The following is an 18409-nucleotide window of genomic DNA, read 5'->3' on the forward strand; positions in this document are numbered from 1 at the left end:
CACACGGGCGCTGGCCTACCCTTTCGTGGATATTCCCGTCTCCCTCCCCCCTGCTGGAGCCCCTCATGACAGTCCCCGCCTTCGGTCTTGGCACTTTCCGCCTCAAAGACCAGACCGTGATCGATTCCGTGCGCAACGCGCTGGAGGTCGGCTACCGCGCCATCGATACCGCGCAGATCTACGGCAACGAAGCCGAAGTCGGCCAGGCCATCGCCGACTCCGGCGTGCCGCGCGAAGCGATCTACCTGACCACCAAGGTCTGGATCACCGCGTTCAAGCGCGAAGCGCTGCTGGCCAGCCTGCGTACCAGCCTGGAAAAGCTGCGCACCGACCATGTCGACCTGACACTTATCCACTGGCCATCGCCGAACGACAAGGTCGACGTGCCGATGGAGGAGTACCTGACCGCACTGGCCGAGGCCAAGGCACAGGGCCTGACGAAGGAGATCGGCATCTCCAACTTCACCATCGCGCAGACCCGCAAGGCGATCGGCATCCTGGGTGACGGCGCCATCGCCACCAACCAGATCGAGATCCACCCGTACCTGCAGAACCGCCTGCTGGTGAAATTCCTGCAGGACAACGGCATTCACATCACCGCCTACATGAGCCTGGCCTATGGCGAGGTAATCAAGGACCCGGTGATCCAGGCCATTGCCGGCCGCCACGAGGCCACGCCGGCGCAGATCGCGCTGGCCTGGGCGCTGCAGCAGGGCTTCTCGGTCATTCCGTCCTCGACCAAGCGCGAGAACCTGGCCAGCAACCTGGAGGCAGCAGCGATCCGCCTGACCGACGAAGACATGGCACAGATCGCCAAGCTTGACCGCGGCCATCGCCTGGCCAACCCGGAAGGCATCGCCCCGGCCTGGGATTGATTCCAAGACGGCGCGCAACCGCTCTGGTAGACGCCGACCCTGGTCGGCGCAGACGTCTGACCGATCGATGAAACACCGTGCCGACCAAGGTCGGCACCTACCGGAACGCGGGGATCATCCCCTGCCCTGCAACAACCACCCACGCATCGCCGCACTGACCTCGTCCGGTTTTTCCATCGGCGCCAGGTGTCCGCAATCGGGAACCACCACCAGCTGCGAGTGCGGCACCATCGCGTGCATTTCCTCGCTCACCGCGAGTGGCGTAATGCGGTCGTTCGCGCCGCACACGATCAGCAGCGGATCACGGTAACCGGCCAGCACATCATGACCATCACGGCGTTCCAGCGCGCTCTGGCGCAGGAACACCTCCGCGCCCAGGCGGGTGGTCATGTCGCGCACGCGCTGCACCAGCACGTAGTCGTCCAGCCGCGAGGCATCGATGTAGCTGCGCATCAGCACATCGCCGAAGCCGTGGAACTTCCCCGGCAGGCGCACGCTGGCGCGCTGGCTGCGCCGCTGCTCGGCCCGCTCCGGCGAGTCGGCGTGGATGGAGGTGTCGATCAGCGCCAGCTGCAGCACCCGCTCCGGCGCAATGCGCAGGATCTGCTGGGCCACGAAGCCGCCCAGCGAGAACCCGGCCAGCGCAAAGCGCTCCGGTGCCTGCACCAGCACGTCTTCGGCCACCGCCTGCAGGGTCTCGCCACGGGTCTGGTCGCCCACGGTGCAGTCGGCGATATCGGCCAGGTCGGCCAACTGCGCGCGCCACAGCTCGGCGTCGTTGAGCAGGCCGGGCAGCAGCAACAGGGGGATACGGTCGGTCATGGGGATATTGTCGCGCCAGCACGGTGACGGAACCATGCCGCAACGGGCGATTGCGTTGTAGAGTCGCGCCATGCTCGACTGCACAGCCCGTCGAGCATGGCTCGACTCTACAGAAGGCAGCGACACGGACGCGACCATGGCAGACCCCTACAACAGCGGCACCCTTTCCCCGCCGGCACTGCGCTTCGACGATGCGCTGGTCACCACCGCCTTCGAGCTGCCCGGCCATCGCGTCGTGCGCAACCTCGGCGTGGTGCGCGGTATCACCGTGCGCTCGCGTTCGATCGTCGGCAACTTCCTGGGCGGTATCCAGACGCTCTTCGGCGGCAACATCACCATCTACACCGAGCTGTGCGAACAGGCTCGCGAGGAAACCTACCGCGAGATGGTCAAGCACGCGCGGCAGCTGGGTGCCAACGCGATCATCGGCATGCGTTACGACGCCACTGATGTGATGACCGGGCTGACCGAAGTGCTGTGCTATGGCACGGCGGTGGTGGTAGAGCCGGTGCGGTGATGCAGCCGCCAAGCCTACGCAAAAGCAGCCGAGCGTAGGCTCGGCTCTACAGGAATTACGCCACCGGCGGCACGTCGGGCACCTCGACCTGCTGCACCGGCAAGGTCACCATCATCACCGTCGGGTCGTCCGGGTCCAGCCTGGTCTTGAATCCCAGGCTCTGGCACATCGCCAGCATGGTGCTGTTTTCGCGCAGCACCTGGCCTTCGACCACGTCCAGGCCCAGCCACTTCGCGTACTCGATCATGATCGCCATCAGCCGCCAGCCGATGCCGTGGCCCTTCAGGTCCGAGCGGATCAGGATGCCGTACTCGCCACGGTGGTAATCGGCATCGGCGTGCAGGCGCACTGCGCCCAGCATCTCGCCGCTGCGCGGTTCGATCGCTACCAGCGCGATCGAGCGCGCGTAGTCGAGCTGGGTCAGGCGCGCGATGAACTCGTGGCTGAAGTGCTTCACCGACTGGAAGAAGCGCAGGCGCAGGTCTTCGTCGCTGACGCGGGCGAAGAACGCGCGGAACAGCGCATCGTCTTCCGGCCGCACCGGACGCACGAACGCGCGGCCGCCATCGGACAGTTCGATGGTGCGCTCCCACTCCTTCGGGTACGGGAACACCGAGAAGCGCGGATGGCCACGGCCCTTGTGCAGGATGCGCGACGGTGCCACTGCCACGCGCGCGTCGAGGGCGAGGATGCCCTTGCCGTCGACCAGCAGCGGGTTGATGTCCAGCGTACGCACTTCGGGAATGTCGGCGGCCAGCTGTGCCAGCTTGACCAGTGCCAGCGCCAGTGCGCGCTCGTCGGCGGCGGGCACATCGCCGTAGGCCTTGAGGATGCGCGAAGCACGGGTCTGGCCGATCAGCTCGTGGGCCAGGCGCAGGTCCAGCGGCGGCAGTGCCAGCGCCTTGTCGTTGATCACTTCGACCGCGGTGCCGCCACGACCCACCACGATCACCGGGCCGAACGTCGCGTCATCGGCGATGCCGACAATCAGTTCGCGCGCCTTCGGGCGGACGATGGTCGGCTGTACCAGCAGGCCATCGATGCGCGCATCCGGCCGCAGCTGGCGCGCACGCGACAGGATCGCGTTGGCCGCGCTCTGCACCGCCGGCAGCGTGGACAGATTCAGGCGCACGCCGTCCACTTCGGACTTGTGCGGAATGTCCGGCGACAGGATCTTCAGCGCTACGGACGCACCGCGTTCCAGCAGTGGCTGCGCCAGGTCCATCGCCTCATGCGCATCGCGCGCATGCATCACCGGCGCGGACGGGATGCCGTAGGCCTTGAGCAGCTCGTGCGTGGCCAGCGGGTCCAGCCACTGCTGGCCGTTGGCCAGCGCGGCATCGACCAGTGCGCGCGCGGTGGCCGTGTCGACGCTGAAGTCCTGCGGCAGGCTGGGCGGCGTTTCCATCAACGCGTTCTGCGCTTCGCGGTAGCGCACCAGGTGCTGGAAGCCCCGTACCGCTTCGGCCTCGGTCGGATAGGTCGGCACTCGTGCTGCGTTGAGCGTGGCGGTGGCCTGGTCGTCGTTGCCCAGCCACACCGCGAACACCGGCTTGTCGCGATGATGGCGCGGGCGCAGGCCGAGCGTGCGGGTGAGGGCCTGCGCCGCGTCGGCGGACGAGGTAAACGCGGTTGGCACGTTGACCACCATCACCGCATCGTTCTCGTTGTCGGCCAGCAGTGCTTCGATGGCCGACGCATAGCGGTCACCATCGGCGTCGACCACGATGTCCACCGGATTGCTGCGCGACCAGCCCTGCGGCAGCACCGCATCGAGCTTCTCCACCGTGCTGTCGGAAAGGGTGGCCAGCGTGCCACGCAGCGCGATCAGTTGGTCCACGGCCAGGCGGCCGACACCGCCGCCATTGCTGAGAATGGCCAGGCGGCGACCGGGAAAGGTTCCCAGCCGCCCCAGCGATTCGGCAGCAGTGAACAGTTCGTCCAGCGCACCCACGCGCAGCAGGCCGGCACGATTGAAGGCCGCACCATACACATCATCGGCACGCGCCAGGGCCTGCACATGGGTATCGCGGCTGCCCGGCTGCACGCGCTCGGCGCGACCGGACTTCACCACCACCACCGGCTTGGCGCGGGCGGCGGCACGCGCGGCCGACATGAACTTGCGCGCGTCCTTGATCTGCTCGACATACAGCAGGATGGCGCGGGTGCGGTAGTCCGTGGCGAAGTAGTCGAGCAGGTCGCCGAAGTCGACGTCCATCGTGTCGCCCAGCGAAACCACGGCGGAGAAGCCCACCGAGCGCGCCACGCCCCACTCCACCAGCGCGGCGGCAATGGCCGAGGATTCGGAGATCAGCGCGAGGTCGCCGGCCTGCGGGAAATGTGCGGCGATGCTGGCATTGAGCCGCGCATGCGGCGCGATCACGCCTAGGCAATGCGGCCCGAGGATGCGCAGGCCATGCTTGCGCGCCACCGCCTCTACCTGTGCGGACAACGAACCCGGGCCTTCGCCCAGGTGCGCGGTGAGGATGATCGCCGCCTGCACGCCACGCTCTGCAGCTGTACGCACCACTTGCGGCACGATCGCCGCCGGCGCGGTGATCACCACCAGGTCGGGCACCCAGTCCAGGTCCTTCAAGCGCTTGACCGTGCGGATGCCATCGATCTCGGCGTGCCGCGGGTTGATCCACGCCACCTTGCCGGGGAAGCCGGTGCCGCGCAGGTTGCGCATCACTGCGCGGCCGGCCGAACGCTCACGCGGACTGCCGCCGATCACCGCGACCGACTGCGGACGGAATACGGACTGCAGGTGGTAGGTACTCATGCGCCTACGGTACCCAAAAAAAGGGGACGGAGGGGATTAAGTCGTTTGTGCCACAAACGACTTAATCCCCTCCGTCCCCTTTATTGTTCTGCGTGCCGACCAAGGTCGGCACCTACCAGAGCACGGTGGCTCCCGCTTACAACAGCGTGCCGTGCAGGATCAGCGCGGCGATGCTGAAGTAGATCACCAGGCCGGTCACATCCACCAGGGTGGCCACGAACGGCGCCGAGGCGCTGGCCGGGTCGAAGCCGAGCCGCTTCAGGACGAAGGGCAGCATCGAGCCGGACAGCGAGCCGAAGGTGACGATGCCGACCAGCGCGGCGCCGATGGTGATCGCCAGCAGGATCCAGTGCTCGCCGTAGTCATGCAGGCCGCCCAGCTGCCAGATCACGATGCGCACGATCGCCAGGCAGCCGAGGATGGCACCCAGCACCATGCCGGTCGGAATCTCGCGGATGGCCACCTTCCACCAGTCGCGCAGGCGCAGTTCACGCAGCGCCAGGCTGCGGATCAGCAGCGAGGTGGCCTGCGAACCGGAATTTCCGCCCGAACTCATGATCAACGGGATGAACAGGGTCAGCACCACCGCGCGCGCCAGTTCGTCTTCGTAGTGCTGCATCGCGCTGGCGGTCAGCATCTCGCCCAGGAACAGCACGCTCAGCCAGCCGGCGCGCTTGCGCAGCATCTCGAAGAAGCCGATCTGCATATAGGGCTTGTCCAGCGCTTCCATGCCGCCGAACTTGTGCGCGTCCTCGGTCGATTCCTCGATCAGCGCATCGAGCACGTCGTCCACGGTGACGATGCCGAGCATCTGCTGCTGCGCGTCGACCACCGGAATCGCCAACAGGTCGTGGCGGCGGATCAGACGCGCGACTTCTTCCTGGTCCATCAGCGCGTCCACCGTCACCGGCGGATTGACCTGGGCCACGTCCAGGATCGATTCCTCGGGCAGGCCGGTGATCAGCCGGCGCATGGTCACTACCTGCTGCAGCTGCTGGCTGGCCGGGTCCAGCACGTAGATCGCGTACACCGTTTCACGCGTGCGCTCGACCTGGCGGATGTGCTGCAGGGTCTGCGCCACGGTCCAGCTGGCGGGCACCGCCACGTATTCGGTGGTCATCAGCGCGCCGGCGGTGTTCGGCGGGTAGCTCAGCAGCTTCTGGATGACCTGGCGGGCGTCGGTGCCCAGCAGCGGGATCAGCCGCGCGCGTTCTTCCTCATCCAGCTCGTGGACGATGTCGGTGGCGCGGTCGTCAGCCATCAGCCCGAGCAGGGCAGCGGCGCGTGCCGGCGGCAGCGCGGCCACCAGCTCACCGCTGCGGTGCAGCTCCGGCGCTTCCAGCATCTTCACTGCACGCGGCAACGGCAGCGCGGCCAGCGTTTCCGCCGCGCGGGCCAGTTCCAATGTGTTGAGGAATTCCACCGCATCGGCGGTGTTGTAGTTCGCCAGCGGTGCGGCCAATGCGGCGGCATCGGCCACCGGGCGCAGCAATTGCTTCTGGTTCATCGGTTTTGCCTTGTGGGGGTGCGACCTCGCGCAACGCCAACGCAGGCAAACCGTCCCGATGTCAGGCGGTGGCCATCGCTGGCGTCGAACGAGGTCGACTTCTACTGTCGCTGGACATGGGTTGGGGACTCCGGAATGCGCGTGCCGGCGGTGCGCCGCCAGCGGCGGGCAGTCTGGACCCGCGGGCCATGCAGGTCAACCCGGCATCCCTGCGCCGGGCGCCTGCCGGCCGGTTGTTCTCGTGCATAAACCAACCGGCGCGCATAATGGCCGGGTGGCGCTCGCCACGCTTTCCCCACCCGAACGGACGCACTGCGGGCTTCCCCGATGACCAGGTATTCCCATGCATAGCGGCGGTCTGGAACTGGCCCTGGTGCTGCTGCTGGCGGCGGTCATTGCCGTGCCGGTGTTCAAGAAGTTCGGCTTCGGCGCGGTGCTGGGCTACCTGGCGGCCGGCGTGGTGCTGGGCCCGGACGGGCTGGGCTTCGTGCAGGACGCCGACCGCATCCTCGGCGCGGCCGAGATCGGCGTGGTGATGCTGCTGTTCGTGATCGGCCTGGAGCTGTCGCCGGCACGCCTGAAGGTGATGCGGCGCTCGGTGTTCGGCGCGGGCGCGGCGCAGGTGGCGATGTCCGGGCTGGTGCTGGGCGGCCTGCTGCTGCTCGACCACTTCCAGTGGAAGAGCGCGCTGGTGGTCGGTGTTGCGCTGGCGCTGTCATCCACCGCGGTAGGCCTGCAGCTGCTGTCCGAGCACAAGGCGATCAACAGCGACCATGGCCGGCTGGGTTTTGCCATCCTGCTGTTCCAGGACCTGATCGCGATCCCGCTGCTGGCGGCCATCCCGCTGCTGGGCGGGGCGAAGAACGAGACCCTGCGCTGGGAAGACGCCGCCGTGGCCCTCGGCGCGCTGGCCGTGGTGATCCTGTGCGGGCGACCGGTGCTGCGCAAGGTGTTCAGCATCATCGCGCGCACCCGCAGCCCGGAAGTGTTCACCGCCACCGCCCTGCTGGTGGTGCTGGGCACTGCCTGGTTCATGCAGGAAGCGGGCCTCAGCCCCAGCCTGGGCGCGTTCCTGGCCGGGGTGCTGCTGTCCGATTCGGAGTTCCGGCACGAACTGGAAGCGCAGATCGAGCCGTTCAAGGGCCTGCTGCTGGGGCTGTTCTTCATCGCCGTGGGCATGGGCATCGATCTCGACCGCATCGCCGCAGAGCCGTGGCTGATCGCCGCCGGCGTGGCGATCCTGCTGGTGGTCAAGTTCAGCCTGCTGTATGTGATTGGCCGTATTGCAAAGCTCAGTCCGCGGCAGTCGCTGCTGCTGGGCAGCGTGCTGTGGCTGGGGGGCGAGTTCGCCTTCGTGGTGTTCAACGAAGCGCAGCGCGCGCACCTGCTCGGCAACGCCAATCACGATCGGCTGGTGGCGATCGTCGGCCTGTCGATGGCGATCACGCCACTGCTGATGATCGCGCTGCTCAAGCTGCTCGGCCAGGAGAAGGCTCCACCGCGCGGGACCGCCGAGGCCGACAAGGTGGCACCGGACAACCGGCCCAAGGTGCTGATCGCCGGCATGGGCCGCTTCGGCCAGGTGATCGCACGCCTGCTGACCGCACAGAAGGTGCCGTTCGTGGCGCTGGAAGCGAACCCGGACACGGTGGCCGACCTGCGCCGCTTCGGCAACCAGCTGTACTACGGCGACCCCACCCGCCCGGAGATGCTGCGTGCAGCGGGTGGCGAGCACATCGATGTGTTCGTCATCACCGTGGACGACCCGGAGACCAACCTGCGCGCGGTGCGCATGGTGCGCCGGCTGTACCCGGACGCGAAGGTGCTGGCGCGAGCGCGCAACCGCCAGCATGCGTGGCGCCTGATGGACATGTCGGCCGAGCCGTTCCGCGAAGTGTTCGGCACCAGCCTGGAGATGAGCGGGCGCGTGCTGACGGCGCTGGGCGTGGCACCAGACGTGGCCGAACGCCATGTGCAGCGCTTCCGTGAGCATGATGAGCAGCTGCTGCGTGACCAGTACCTGGTGTACGACGACGAGGCCGCGGTGATCCAGACCTCGCGTGATGCGCGCAACGACCTGATGCACCTGTTCGAGGCCGACGCGGAAAGGGACGACAAATAGGCGTGCCGACCAACGGTCGGCACCCACCACAGATTGAGGTTGCGGATTCCGGCAGTAGATCCACGCCATGCGTGGATGCTTTGGCTTCCGGGCACGATCATCCACGCATGGCGTGGATCTACCGGGTCCCGATCAGCCGTTGTCGCGCAGGAACCGCGCCATCGAGGAAACGCCCGGCACGCGCGGCTCGAACTCGCCGGCCACGTCGATGAAGCCGCGCATCACCGCGATCTCGCGCGGGCTGCGGTTGAGGCTGTCGCGCGCTTCAGGATCGGCGCCGGCGCGCAGCAGGCGCTGCACCAGCAGCGGCAGGCCATGCAGCGCGGCCAGATGCAGCGGGCCGAAGCCACGCGGGTCGCGTACGTCCAGGCTTACGTCCTCGTCCAGCAGGCGCTCCACCGCGGCCATCACCACCTGCTCGTCGCAGGCGGTACCCGGCTCGGCGCGCGCGCCCAGCAGCAGCAGCAGCGGCGTGACAGAACCAGCGGCGGCCTGGTCCGGTTCAGCACCGGCCAGCAGCAGGGTGTCGAGCAGGGCCAGCAGGCGCGAGCGGTCGCGGGCACTGAAACCGTACAGCGCGGCACAGTGCAGCGGACCCAGCTGCTGCGCGTCACCGGCATGCACGTCGGCACCCGCCGTGAGCAGGCGCGCGACGATGTCCGGAAGGCCCAGCGCGGAGGCCAGCATCAGCACCGTCACGCCACCCGGCAGGCGGTGTTCCAGCTTGGCGCCAGCGTCGAGCAGGGCCGAAACGATGTCCACCTGGCGCATGCTGACCGCCGCCGACAGCGGCGTCGCGCCACTGGCCGCCGCGTGCTGCGGATCGGCGCCGCGCGCCAGCAGCAGGTCGGTTACCGCCAGGTGGCCGCCACCGGCAGCACGCAGCAGCGCGGTGCAGCCCTGTGCGTCGACCGCGTCGACGGCGAAGCCCAGATCGATCAGGCGGCGCACTGCATCGACGTCACCGGCCATTGCGGCGGCCGGCAGATCGGCCTCGCGCAGGGTGCGGCGCGGCAACGGCCACACCCGCCAATCGAGCCAGTCGGCCAGATCGCGGCGACCGATCGACAGCGCCACGCCCAGCGGTGTCTGGCCGTCGGCGGCACGTGCTTCCGGCGAGGCACCATGCTGCACCAGCAGCTTAAGCGCGCCTTCGCGGGCCAATGCGGTGGCCAGGTGCAGTGCGGTCATGCCGTGGCTGTCGCGTGCTTCGCGATCAACGCCGGCCTTGAGCAGGGCCTGCTGCAGCCGCAGCCACCCCAGGCGCACCGCCAGCGACAGCGGCGGATCGCCCGCCGGCGAGGCGGCGAACGGATCGGCGCCACGCTCAAGCAGTTCCAGTGCCAGCTGTTCCAGGCCACGCGCGGCCTGGTCGTGCTGTGCGCAGGCAGCAAGGAAGCGCGCCAGGCCACCGCGGCCGGCCGGCGACAGGCCACGCTGCAGCATCACCTGCAACGCCGGCACCGCATCGATGCCGCGCGACAACAGCGCGAACATCGGCGTGTCGGAGCAGGCATCACGCACATAGGGATCGGCGCCGTGGCCCAGCAGCCAGTCCACCGCACGCGGTTCCAGCGCCAACTCCGGATCGAGCAGCAGCCCGCCCAGTTCCTCCGGCTGGCACAGCCTGGCCAGCGCCGCCATGCCGTCGGTATTGCCGAAGCCCAGGGCCTCGCGCAGCAGGGTCAGCGGCGGACGGTCCGGCAGCAGGCCGCTGGCACTGGCCGCTTCGCCACGATCGGCCAGGCCATCACTGACCGCGGCCGGCAACGGATAGGACGGGTCCAGCAGGGCTACGATCGCCCAGCGGCCGGCCTCGGCGGCGTAGTCCACCGCACGGCGGCCGACCGGATCGGTGGCATCGGCCGCGATGCCCAGTTCGACCAGGCGCTTGATCAGCAGCGGCGAGACATCCTCGGCCATCGCCGCCAGCTGCACCGCATTGCGGCCTTCGCCGTCCACCGCGACCAGGTCCGGCTTGTGCGGCAGCAGGTGCTCGATCACGGCGGCACGACCGGCACGGGCCGCTTCCAGCCACGGCGTACGCCCCAGTGCATCGCGCGCCTCCAGATTGGCGCCCGCGCCGAGCAGCACGCCGATGATCTCGACATGGCCGGCCAGGGCCGCCTCATGCAACGCACTGCGGCGCTGGCGATCGCGGGCGTCGGCCCGTGCCTTGTGCTTGAGCAGCAGCTGCACGCCCGCCGGATCATCATCCTCGGTGGCGGCGGCGGCCAGCAGCACCGGGGTGCCATCGGCCGGTTCGCAGCGTGCACCGCGTTCGAGCAGGAAGCGGGCCAGACGCCAGTTGCCCACCTGGCAGGCCACCGCCAGCGGCGACCAGCCATCACGGTTCAGCGCATCGACTTCGGCAGCGGCATCGCGCAGCAGCGCGGCCACCCCCGGGTCGGAACTGCGTGCGGCATGGTGCAGCGGGGTGTTGCCATCACTGTCGGTGGCACGCGAGTCGGCGCCGTTGGCGAGCAGGGTCATCACCGCTTCGGGGCGGCCATGCCAGCTGTCGCGGGTCGCCGCCAGCAGCGGGGTCATGCCCCGGTGCGGCGCATTCACATCGACGCCGCGGGCAATCAGTTCGCGCAGCAGGCGCAGGTCCGGCAGTACCGCGGCCAGCACCGCCAGGCTGCGCTGGTCACGCCAGTTCGGGTCCGGCAGCGCATACGGATCGGCACCGGCCTGCAGCAGCTGCAGGCCCCGGTCGATGCGGCCCTGGCGGGCGGCTTCATACAGCGCCGGTGTCAGTTCCTGCGGCGCCATCGCCTCCAGCGGCAGGGCGTCGGCCGCCGCTGCGAACATCGGTTCGGGTTCAGCGCTGGACGCCACCAACGGGCTGGAGCGCAACGACACCAGCGGCGCAGGCGCGACCCGCTGCAGCAGCAGGTGCAGCACCGGCGACAGCAGTACGACCGCCAGCGCGGCGGGCCAGCGCGCGCTTTCCGGCAACAGGCCCGGCCAGGCCGGCAGCACCACCAGCGCGGCCAGCGCAATGACCAGCGCGGCCACGCCGAGGCCACGCCAAGCAGTCAGGTCGCGCCCCGCCAGCGCCTGCCAGTGCTGGGCCAGGCTGCCATCCAGGCGTTCGACATCGTTCCACAATGGCCAGGTGCGCCAGGCCGCCAGCAGGCCGGCACTGACCAGTACGCTCAGGCCAAGCACTGCCGCCAGGCTGCCGCTGTCACGCAGCGCTGCGAGCGGCCAGGCCAGCAACAGCGCCAGCAACAGCGGGGCGGCTGCCCACAATGCCAGCAGCGCCGGCAGGTCCTGGCGTGCGACCACCTTCAGCGGCAGCAGCGCGCGGCTGCGGCGCCACCACGATATCGCCAACGCGAACGCGGGCTGCGCCAGTGCGGCAAGGACCGCACCCGGAACGCCGCCCACGGCGGCGCCCAGCGCCAGCACCGCGCCCGCGGCGAAGGCAATTGACAGAATGCGCGGACGGGAGGCGTCAGTCATAGTGGCGCGGCATCAGGCTGGCCACCGACGGCGGCACCTGCAGGTAGAACCCGCGCTCGCTCATTTCGCTGCGGACCTTTTCCGGGTCAGCCTGCGCCAGGCGGCGCTGGGCATCCAGGACCACCTCCAGCACGAAGGCGAGCGTCCCCAGCGAGGTGAGCAGCGGCGCGGGCAGCGCGCTGAAATCATCGCGTCGGGGAACGTAGACGTAGGTGTCCGGCTTGAGTTGGCTTTTATAGACGTAGGCGTGCATGTCCGCGGGACGATAACCCGGGAAGAGCCATGATTGTGTCGGAAAGCCGACACCGGGGAAAGCCGTCAGCCGACGATGGCGGCGCGATCGGCGGCGTTTCGCCTGTGGGGTTCAGCAATGTGGCGGCGACGTTCAGGCTGCGCCGCCGCCACACGGGCGCTTACTTGACCTTGGCGTAGGTGCCCTTCAGCGCGACACCCGCGAGGATGGCACCGGCGTAGCACTCGTAGTTGGTGCTGCTCTTGAACTCGTTCTTCTTGTAATAGCTGACGATGTCGACCACGGCGTTGGCGCCGCGCGACTTGGCACCGTCCTGCAGCGCGCGCAGTGCCGACAGCGCAACCCAGCGGCAGGCCTCGGCATCGCTCTTGTTGGCGGCGTTGGTCTTCTTGTTGGTCACGTCTTCGCCCAGGCGCTGCTGCACGCTGACCGGCTGGCCGGCCAGATAGAAACGCACGCTGCCGTCGATGCCGGCGTCCTTGGCGGCCTGCGAATTGACCAGTTCCTGCAGGGACTGTTCGACACGCGTGTCGCGGGCGGAAGCGGTGGAAGTCAGGGCCAGCAGCGCGGTAGCCGTGGCGATCATGAGAGTGCGGCGCATCGGAACATCTCCTTGTCGAGGGTGCGGGGGTAACGGGAACGGTGTGTTGGCGCAGTGGATCACTCGCTCCAGCGGCGGAACACCAGCGAGGTGTTGATGCCGCCGAAGGCGAAGTTGTTGCTCATCACGTACTCGGCCTGCAGTTCGCGGCCCTGCCCGGTGATGAAGTCGAGCTGGCCACAGCGCGGGTCGACCGCAGCCAGGTTCAGGGTGGGCGCGAACCAGCCGGCACGCATCATCTGGATGCTCACCCAGGCCTCGAACGCGCCACAGGCACCCAGCATGTGGCCGACGTAGCTCTTCAGCGAGCTGATCGGCACGCGGCTGCCGAACACCTGTGCGGTGGCCTGGGTCTCGGCGATGTCGCCGTGGTCGGTGGCGGTGCCATGGGCGTTGACGTAGTCGATCTGCGCCGCGTCCAGGCCGGCGTCCTCCAATGCCAGGCGCATGGCCTGGGCCATGGTGTCGGCGCTGGGCTGGGTGACGTGCTGGCCATCGCTGTTGGTGCCGTAGCCGACCACCTCGGCAAGGATGGTGGCGCCGCGCGCCTGCGCGTGTTCCAGGTCTTCCAGGATCAGCGTGCAGGCGCCCTCGCCCAGCACCAGGCCATCGCGGCCGGCATCGAACGGGCGAGGCGTGGTCTGCGGCGCGTCGTTGCGCACGCTGGTGGCGAACAGCGTGTCGAACACCGCTGCAGCGGTGGCATCGAGCTGCTCGGCACCGCCGGCCACCATCACCGTCTGCTTGCCGCTGCGGATGGCTTCATAGGCCGCGCCCACACCCTGACTGCCCGACGTGCAGGCGCTGGAGGTGGTGTACACGCGCCCGGACAGGCCGAAGAACACGCCGATGTTGACCGGCGCGGTGTGGCTCATCATCTTCAGATAGGTCGTGGCGCTGATGCCATCGGTGGTGAATTCGTTGAGCATGCGCCCGAATTCGCCGGTGGCCTCGTGGCTGCCGGACGAGGAGCCATAGGCCACGCCGGTACGGCCACTGCGCAGCACCGGATGCTCATTCAGGCCGGCCTCGCGCAGCGCCACCTCGGTGGCGCGCACCGACATGATCGCGACCTTGCCCATCGAGCGGGTGGTCTTGCGGTTGTAGTTCGGCGGCAGCTCGAAGTCCTGCGCCGGCGCGGCCAGCTTGGTGTTCAGCCCGGCATAGACATCCCACTCGGGCATCGCACGCACCGCGTTGCGGCAGCTGCGCAGGTGCGCTTCGATGGTCGGCCAGTCGTGGCCGAGTGGACTGATGGCAGCGGCGCCGGTAACCACCACGCGACGATCGGCGGCCATCAGAGCATGCCTCCGTTCACCGAGATCACCTGGCGGGTGATGTAGCCGGCCGGTTCGGACAGCAGGAACGCCACGGTAGCCGCCACTTCGTCCGGGCGGCCAACGCGGCCGGCGGGAATCAGCTTGAGCGCGTGTTCAACCACTTCGTCGTTGAGCATTTCGGTCTCGATCAGGCCCGGGGCCACGCAGTTGACGGTGATCTGGCGGCTGGCCAGTTCCAGCGCCAGGGCCTTGGTGGCGCCGATGATGCCGGCCTTGGCGGCACTGTAGTTGACCTGCCCGCGGTTGCCGGCCAGTCCGGAGACCGACGACAGGGTGACGATGCGGCCCGGCTTGCGCCGCCGCACCATCGGCATGATCAGCGGATGCAGCACGTTGTAGAAGCCATCCAGGTTGGTGTGGATGACCTGGTCCCAATCGTCCGCTGACAGCGCCGGGAAGGCGCCATCGCGGGCGATGCCGGCATTGCAGACCACGCCGTAGTAAGCGCCGTGCGCTTCGACATCGGCCTCCAGAGCGGCCCGCGCAGACGCGCGGTCGGCCACGTCGAACACCAGCACGCGGCCCTGCTGGCCCAGTGCCTGGATCTCGGCGACCACCGCCTGTGCTTCATCCACGCGGCTGCGGCAATGCACCACCACGTCGAAGCCATCGCGCGCGATGCGCAGCGCGATGGCCCGGCCGATGCCCCGGCTGGCGCCGGTCACCAGCACGCTTCGATTCCCTGTCATGCCTGTCCACTCTCCAGATAGGCCATCGCGTCGGCCGGTTCGAACACCGACACGTTGGCTGTCGCCCATTCTTCCTCGCCTGCCAGGATGCGGCAGGCGAACATCCCCAATCCATTGTCACCCAACAGCTCGCAGCGCGCCTGTACGCGCAGCCGCGAACCGCTGGGGAAGCTGCTGCGCGCGCTGCTGTAGCGGCGGCTGCCGAGCAGGAAGCCCAGCTGCGGTGGCCTGCCGGCCGCACGCGCTCGGCAACCGGCCCAGGCCGCGATGGCCTGCGCCATGTACTCGATGCCGACCCATGCCGGCACCTGGTCATCCTCGACGAACAGGCCGGCCTCGGGCACCACCAGTTCGGCCTCGATGGCGTCCTGGTCCCACTGCGTGATGCGCTCCAGCAGGCACATGTCCTGGCGGTGCGGCACCACGTCTTCGATCGCGTACAGCGTGTTCATCGACGCTCCAGTGCCAGCACGGCATTGCTGCCGCCGAAGGCGAACGAATTGCTCAGCACCCGCCGTGGCGGCCGCGCAAGGCGCGTGCCCGGTGCGACCAGCGGCAGCACCGGCAGTGCCGGGTCGGCCACGCCGTCCCACCAGTGCGGCGGCAGCAGCTGCTGCGGGTTCTCGGCCAGCACGATCCAGCACAGCGCCGCCTCGATGGCACCCGAGGCACCCAGCGTATGGCCGGTCAACGGCTTGGTCGAACTGGCCGGCACGTGGCTGCCCAGCACCTGCGACACGGCCAGGCTTTCCATCGCATCGTTGTGGCCGGTCGCGGTCCCATGCAGGTTCACATAGTCCACTTCGCCGGCGGCCCAGCCAGCACGCTGCAGCGCCTGCTGCAGGGCGTCGATGGCGCCCAGGCCCTGCGGGTCCGGGGCGGACATGTGGTGGGCGTCGGCCGACTCGCCCCACCCCGCCAGGCATACCGGGCCGGGTTCGCGAGTGAGCAGGAACAGCGCGGCGCCTTCGCCGATGTTGATACCAGTACGATGCTGCGAGAACGGATTGCAACGTTGGGCCGAGACCGATTCCAGCGCGCTGAAGCCGGCTACGGTGAAGCGGCACAGCGAATCGGCGCCACCGGCGATCACTGCATCGACGATGCCGGCGCGCAGCATGCGTGCGGCCGACATCAGCGCCTTGGCACTGGACGAGCAGGCAGTGGACAGGGTCCATGCCGGCCCCTGTGCGCCACTGCGCTGGCGCACGAACTGCGCGGCGGTGCCCATTTCCTGCTGGGCGTAATCAAAGCCCTGCGGCCACTGGCCCTGTTCGGCGTGGCTGCGCAATGCCTGCTCGGATTCACCAATGCCCGAGGTGCTGGTGCCCAGCACCACCGCTACGCGCTCGGCGCCATGGCGGGCGATCGCCGCGGCCACTGCCGGCGCGATCTGAGCCAATGCCACGTCCAGCAGGGCATTGTTGCGCCCGCGCAGGGCCACCGGCAGATCATCCAGCGCCGGCAGCGGCGTGCGTACTTCTCCCAGCGCCAGGGTGCGCCCCGGCAACAGGCTGTCGTTGTCGCTGAGCCCGCCCGGCGCGTCGGCGAACAGTGCCGACGTCACTGCGGCGCGGCCAGCGCCGAGTGCACAGACCACACCCAGGTCGTTCAGGTAGATCGGTGCGCTCATCGGTCCGGCCCGGCCATGTCGATCGATTCGATGCGCAGCGCATAGCCTTCGGCGCGGTTGTCCAGCTGCACGCTGCCATCGTCCAGCCGCTGCAGGTGCAGCCACACGGTGCCCTCACGCGACAGGCTGCGCTGATGGCCATCATCACTGACCTGCCAGCCCGCCGGCAGCACGGCGGCAATGGCCGCGGTCGGCCACAACGCGAACTGCAGGTCATCCAGCACGCGCTCGGCGCGCACCTGCGGTGGCAGCCATGGCGCGCGCTGCTGGGTCAGCTGCTGGCCGTCCCATTGCAGGCGCACGCCGGTCTGGCCCATCGCCTGCACGGCCAGCTGCACCTGCTGGGCGTCGGCTTCCAGCAGCGCGTCGAGATCGCGCTCATGCGTGCCGAAGCGGAAATGCAGCTGCTGCTGCAGCGCCAGCGGCGCCGGCAGGCTGGCCGGCGCCAGGCGCAGCGGCGGCAGTTCCACCTGCGGTTTCGGCATGCGGCCGGCACAGGCGGCCAGCAGCAGGCACAGCAGCAGCACCGCAGTACGGGCAATCACGCGCCGCACAGCTGCTCCAGCACGCGCATGCGGCGGCCGCTGTCGTCGGCCACGTAAGGGTTGTTGGTGTCCCAGGCGTAGCCGGCCAGGATGGAGCTGATCATGTCGCGCACTTCGGGCTGCTGTTGCGGGTGGTAGATGATCTTCTGGAAACCGCCCTCGTACCAGCTTTCGACGAAGCGCCGGAAGGTCTTCACGCCGGCACGCAGCGGGATCGAGAACTCGGCCTCCCAGTCCACGGCCTGGCCGGCATAGCGGCGCTTGAGGCATTCACTGGCCAGCTGCGCGGACTTGAAGGCAATGGTCACGCCGGAGGAGAACACCGGATCGAGGAACTCGCCGGCGTTGCCCAGCAACGCGTAGCCGGGCCCCCACAGCGAGCTGACGTTGGCCGAATAGCCGGTGATGCGGCGCACCGGCAGCACCGCCCATTCGGCATTGGCCAGCAGGCGGGTCAGGTTGGGGTCCTCGCCGACGATGGCCTGCAGCTTCTGCAGGTCGTCACCCTCGTAGCGCTCGAAGAACGACGGCTCGGCGACCACGCCCAGCGAACAGCAGCCGTTGGAGAACGGAATCGTCCAGTACCAGACGTCGATGTGCTCGGGGTGGGTGGTGATCAGGATCTTGTTGCGGTCGAAGTCCGCTTCGGCCGGAATGTTGTCGCGCACGTGGCAGAAGATCGCGCCGCGCACCGGGAAGTTGGACGGCGACTCCAGCTGCAGCAACCGCGGCAGCAGCCGCGCGAAACCGGAGGCATCGAGGATGAAATCGGCCTCGATGCGGTATTCACTGCCGTCCGGGCGGCGCACCGTCACCGCCGGTTGCTCGCCCGGCTCGACCGCAAGCACTTCGTCGCCGAAGCGCAGCGTGGTGCCCATGCGCTCGGCACCGCGTGCCAGCACGTTGTCGAAGTCGGCGCGCTGCACCTGGTAGGTGGTGCCCCAACCCGGCGAGAACTTCTTCCTGAAGTCGAATGCAGTGCGCGCCTCGCCGTGCACGAAGGCGGCACCGTTCTTGTACTGGAAGCCCGCCTCGACCACATCCTGGAGCAGGCCGGCCGCCTCGATGTACTCCATGCTCTGCGGCAGCAGGCTTTCGCCGATGGAGAAGCGTGGGAACTGCTGGCGTTCCAGCATCAGCACCTGGCGGCCCTGCTGGCGCAGCATCGCCGCAGCCACCGAACCGGCCGGGCCCGCGCCGATGATCAGGATTTCAGTACGTTCGACAGCATCCACAGCAGTGTTCATCGGTG

At 68.6% G+C, this 18409-nt stretch carries 15 protein-coding genes; 3 read left to right on the top strand and 12 right to left on the bottom strand.

The window, feature by feature from the left end; all coding sequences use genetic code 11:
• Positions 1–65 precede the first annotated feature (65 nt).
• Positions 66–875 (top strand): 2,5-didehydrogluconate reductase DkgB, encoded by an 810-nt coding sequence (dkgB, locus tag AC10QF_RS04255; protein WP_494541802.1) that lies wholly within the window; start codon positions 66–68, stop codon positions 873–875.
• A 114-nt stretch (positions 876–989) separates the two neighbouring features.
• Here dkgB and AC10QF_RS04260 read toward each other — a convergent pair whose 3' ends face one another.
• On the bottom strand, positions 990–1697 hold the full coding sequence (locus tag AC10QF_RS04260; protein ID WP_353076081.1) for an alpha/beta fold hydrolase: 708 nt from the start codon (positions 1695–1697) through the stop codon (positions 990–992).
• A gap of 136 nt (positions 1698–1833) precedes the next feature.
• On the opposite strand from AC10QF_RS04260, the gene AC10QF_RS04265 reads away from it, so the two are divergent.
• On the top strand, positions 1834–2214 hold the full coding sequence (locus AC10QF_RS04265; protein ID WP_494541803.1) for a YbjQ family protein: 381 nt from the start codon (positions 1834–1836) through the stop codon (positions 2212–2214).
• Positions 2215–2269: 55 nt separating this feature from the next.
• On the opposite strand, the gene AC10QF_RS04270 is transcribed toward AC10QF_RS04265, so the two are convergent.
• Positions 2270–4996: a bifunctional acetate--CoA ligase family protein/GNAT family N-acetyltransferase gene (locus AC10QF_RS04270; protein ID WP_005420272.1), complete on the bottom strand. Its 2727-nt coding sequence runs from the start codon at positions 4994–4996 to the stop codon at positions 2270–2272.
• 136 nt (positions 4997–5132) lie between these two features.
• The gene (gene mgtE / locus AC10QF_RS04275; protein ID WP_005420274.1) at positions 5133–6503 is read right to left on the bottom strand and encodes a magnesium transporter; all 1371 of its coding nucleotides are present in this window, start codon (positions 6501–6503) and stop codon (positions 5133–5135) included.
• Positions 6504–6846: 343 nt separating this feature from the next.
• Between mgtE and AC10QF_RS04280 the strand changes: the two genes are divergently transcribed.
• Entirely contained in the window at positions 6847–8625 is a 1779-nt protein-coding gene (locus tag AC10QF_RS04280; protein WP_065177846.1) for a monovalent cation:proton antiporter-2 (CPA2) family protein, read from the top strand.
• Positions 8626–8757: 132 nt separating this feature from the next.
• On the opposite strand, the gene AC10QF_RS04285 is transcribed toward AC10QF_RS04280, so the two are convergent.
• The 9 genes from AC10QF_RS04285 to AC10QF_RS04325 all read right to left on the bottom strand — a co-directional run bounded on the left by AC10QF_RS04285 (position 8758) and on the right by AC10QF_RS04325 (position 18404).
• Positions 8758–12096: an ankyrin repeat domain-containing protein gene (locus AC10QF_RS04285; RefSeq protein WP_005420279.1), complete on the bottom strand. Its 3339-nt coding sequence runs from the start codon at positions 12094–12096 to the stop codon at positions 8758–8760.
• Entirely contained in the window at positions 12089–12349 is a 261-nt protein-coding gene (locus tag AC10QF_RS04290) for a YcgL domain-containing protein (protein ID WP_065177845.1), read from the bottom strand. The genes AC10QF_RS04285 and AC10QF_RS04290 overlap by 8 nt, the downstream gene beginning before the upstream one ends.
• Before the next feature lie 160 nt (positions 12350–12509).
• Complete coding sequence (locus tag AC10QF_RS04295; protein WP_005420284.1) at positions 12510–12950, bottom strand: hypothetical protein; 441 nt, start codon at positions 12948–12950, stop codon at positions 12510–12512.
• A gap of 59 nt (positions 12951–13009) precedes the next feature.
• Positions 13010–14248 (bottom strand): beta-ketoacyl-ACP synthase, encoded by a 1239-nt coding sequence (locus AC10QF_RS04300; protein ID WP_005420285.1) that lies wholly within the window; start codon positions 14246–14248, stop codon positions 13010–13012.
• Complete coding sequence (locus AC10QF_RS04305; RefSeq protein WP_111174844.1) at positions 14248–14979, bottom strand: 3-ketoacyl-ACP reductase FabG2; 732 nt, start codon at positions 14977–14979, stop codon at positions 14248–14250. The genes AC10QF_RS04300 and AC10QF_RS04305 overlap by 1 nt, the downstream gene beginning before the upstream one ends.
• Positions 14976–15431 (bottom strand): hotdog family protein, encoded by a 456-nt coding sequence (locus AC10QF_RS04310; protein WP_005420287.1) that lies wholly within the window; start codon positions 15429–15431, stop codon positions 14976–14978. The genes AC10QF_RS04305 and AC10QF_RS04310 overlap by 4 nt, the downstream gene beginning before the upstream one ends.
• The gene (locus AC10QF_RS04315) at positions 15428–16612 is read right to left on the bottom strand and encodes a beta-ketoacyl-ACP synthase (protein WP_111176009.1); all 1185 of its coding nucleotides are present in this window, start codon (positions 16610–16612) and stop codon (positions 15428–15430) included. The genes AC10QF_RS04310 and AC10QF_RS04315 overlap by 4 nt, the downstream gene beginning before the upstream one ends.
• Positions 16609–17166: a DUF3261 domain-containing protein gene (locus AC10QF_RS04320; RefSeq protein ID WP_005420289.1), complete on the bottom strand. Its 558-nt coding sequence runs from the start codon at positions 17164–17166 to the stop codon at positions 16609–16611. The genes AC10QF_RS04315 and AC10QF_RS04320 overlap by 4 nt, the downstream gene beginning before the upstream one ends.
• Positions 17154–18404, bottom strand: a complete 1251-nt coding sequence (locus AC10QF_RS04325; protein ID WP_069138858.1) for an NAD(P)/FAD-dependent oxidoreductase — start codon at positions 18402–18404, stop codon at positions 17154–17156. The genes AC10QF_RS04320 and AC10QF_RS04325 overlap by 13 nt, the downstream gene beginning before the upstream one ends.
• Positions 18405–18409: the final 5 nt, after the last annotated feature.

The organism is Stenotrophomonas maltophilia complex sp. Om-AH-Sm3 (assembly GCF_059337855.1).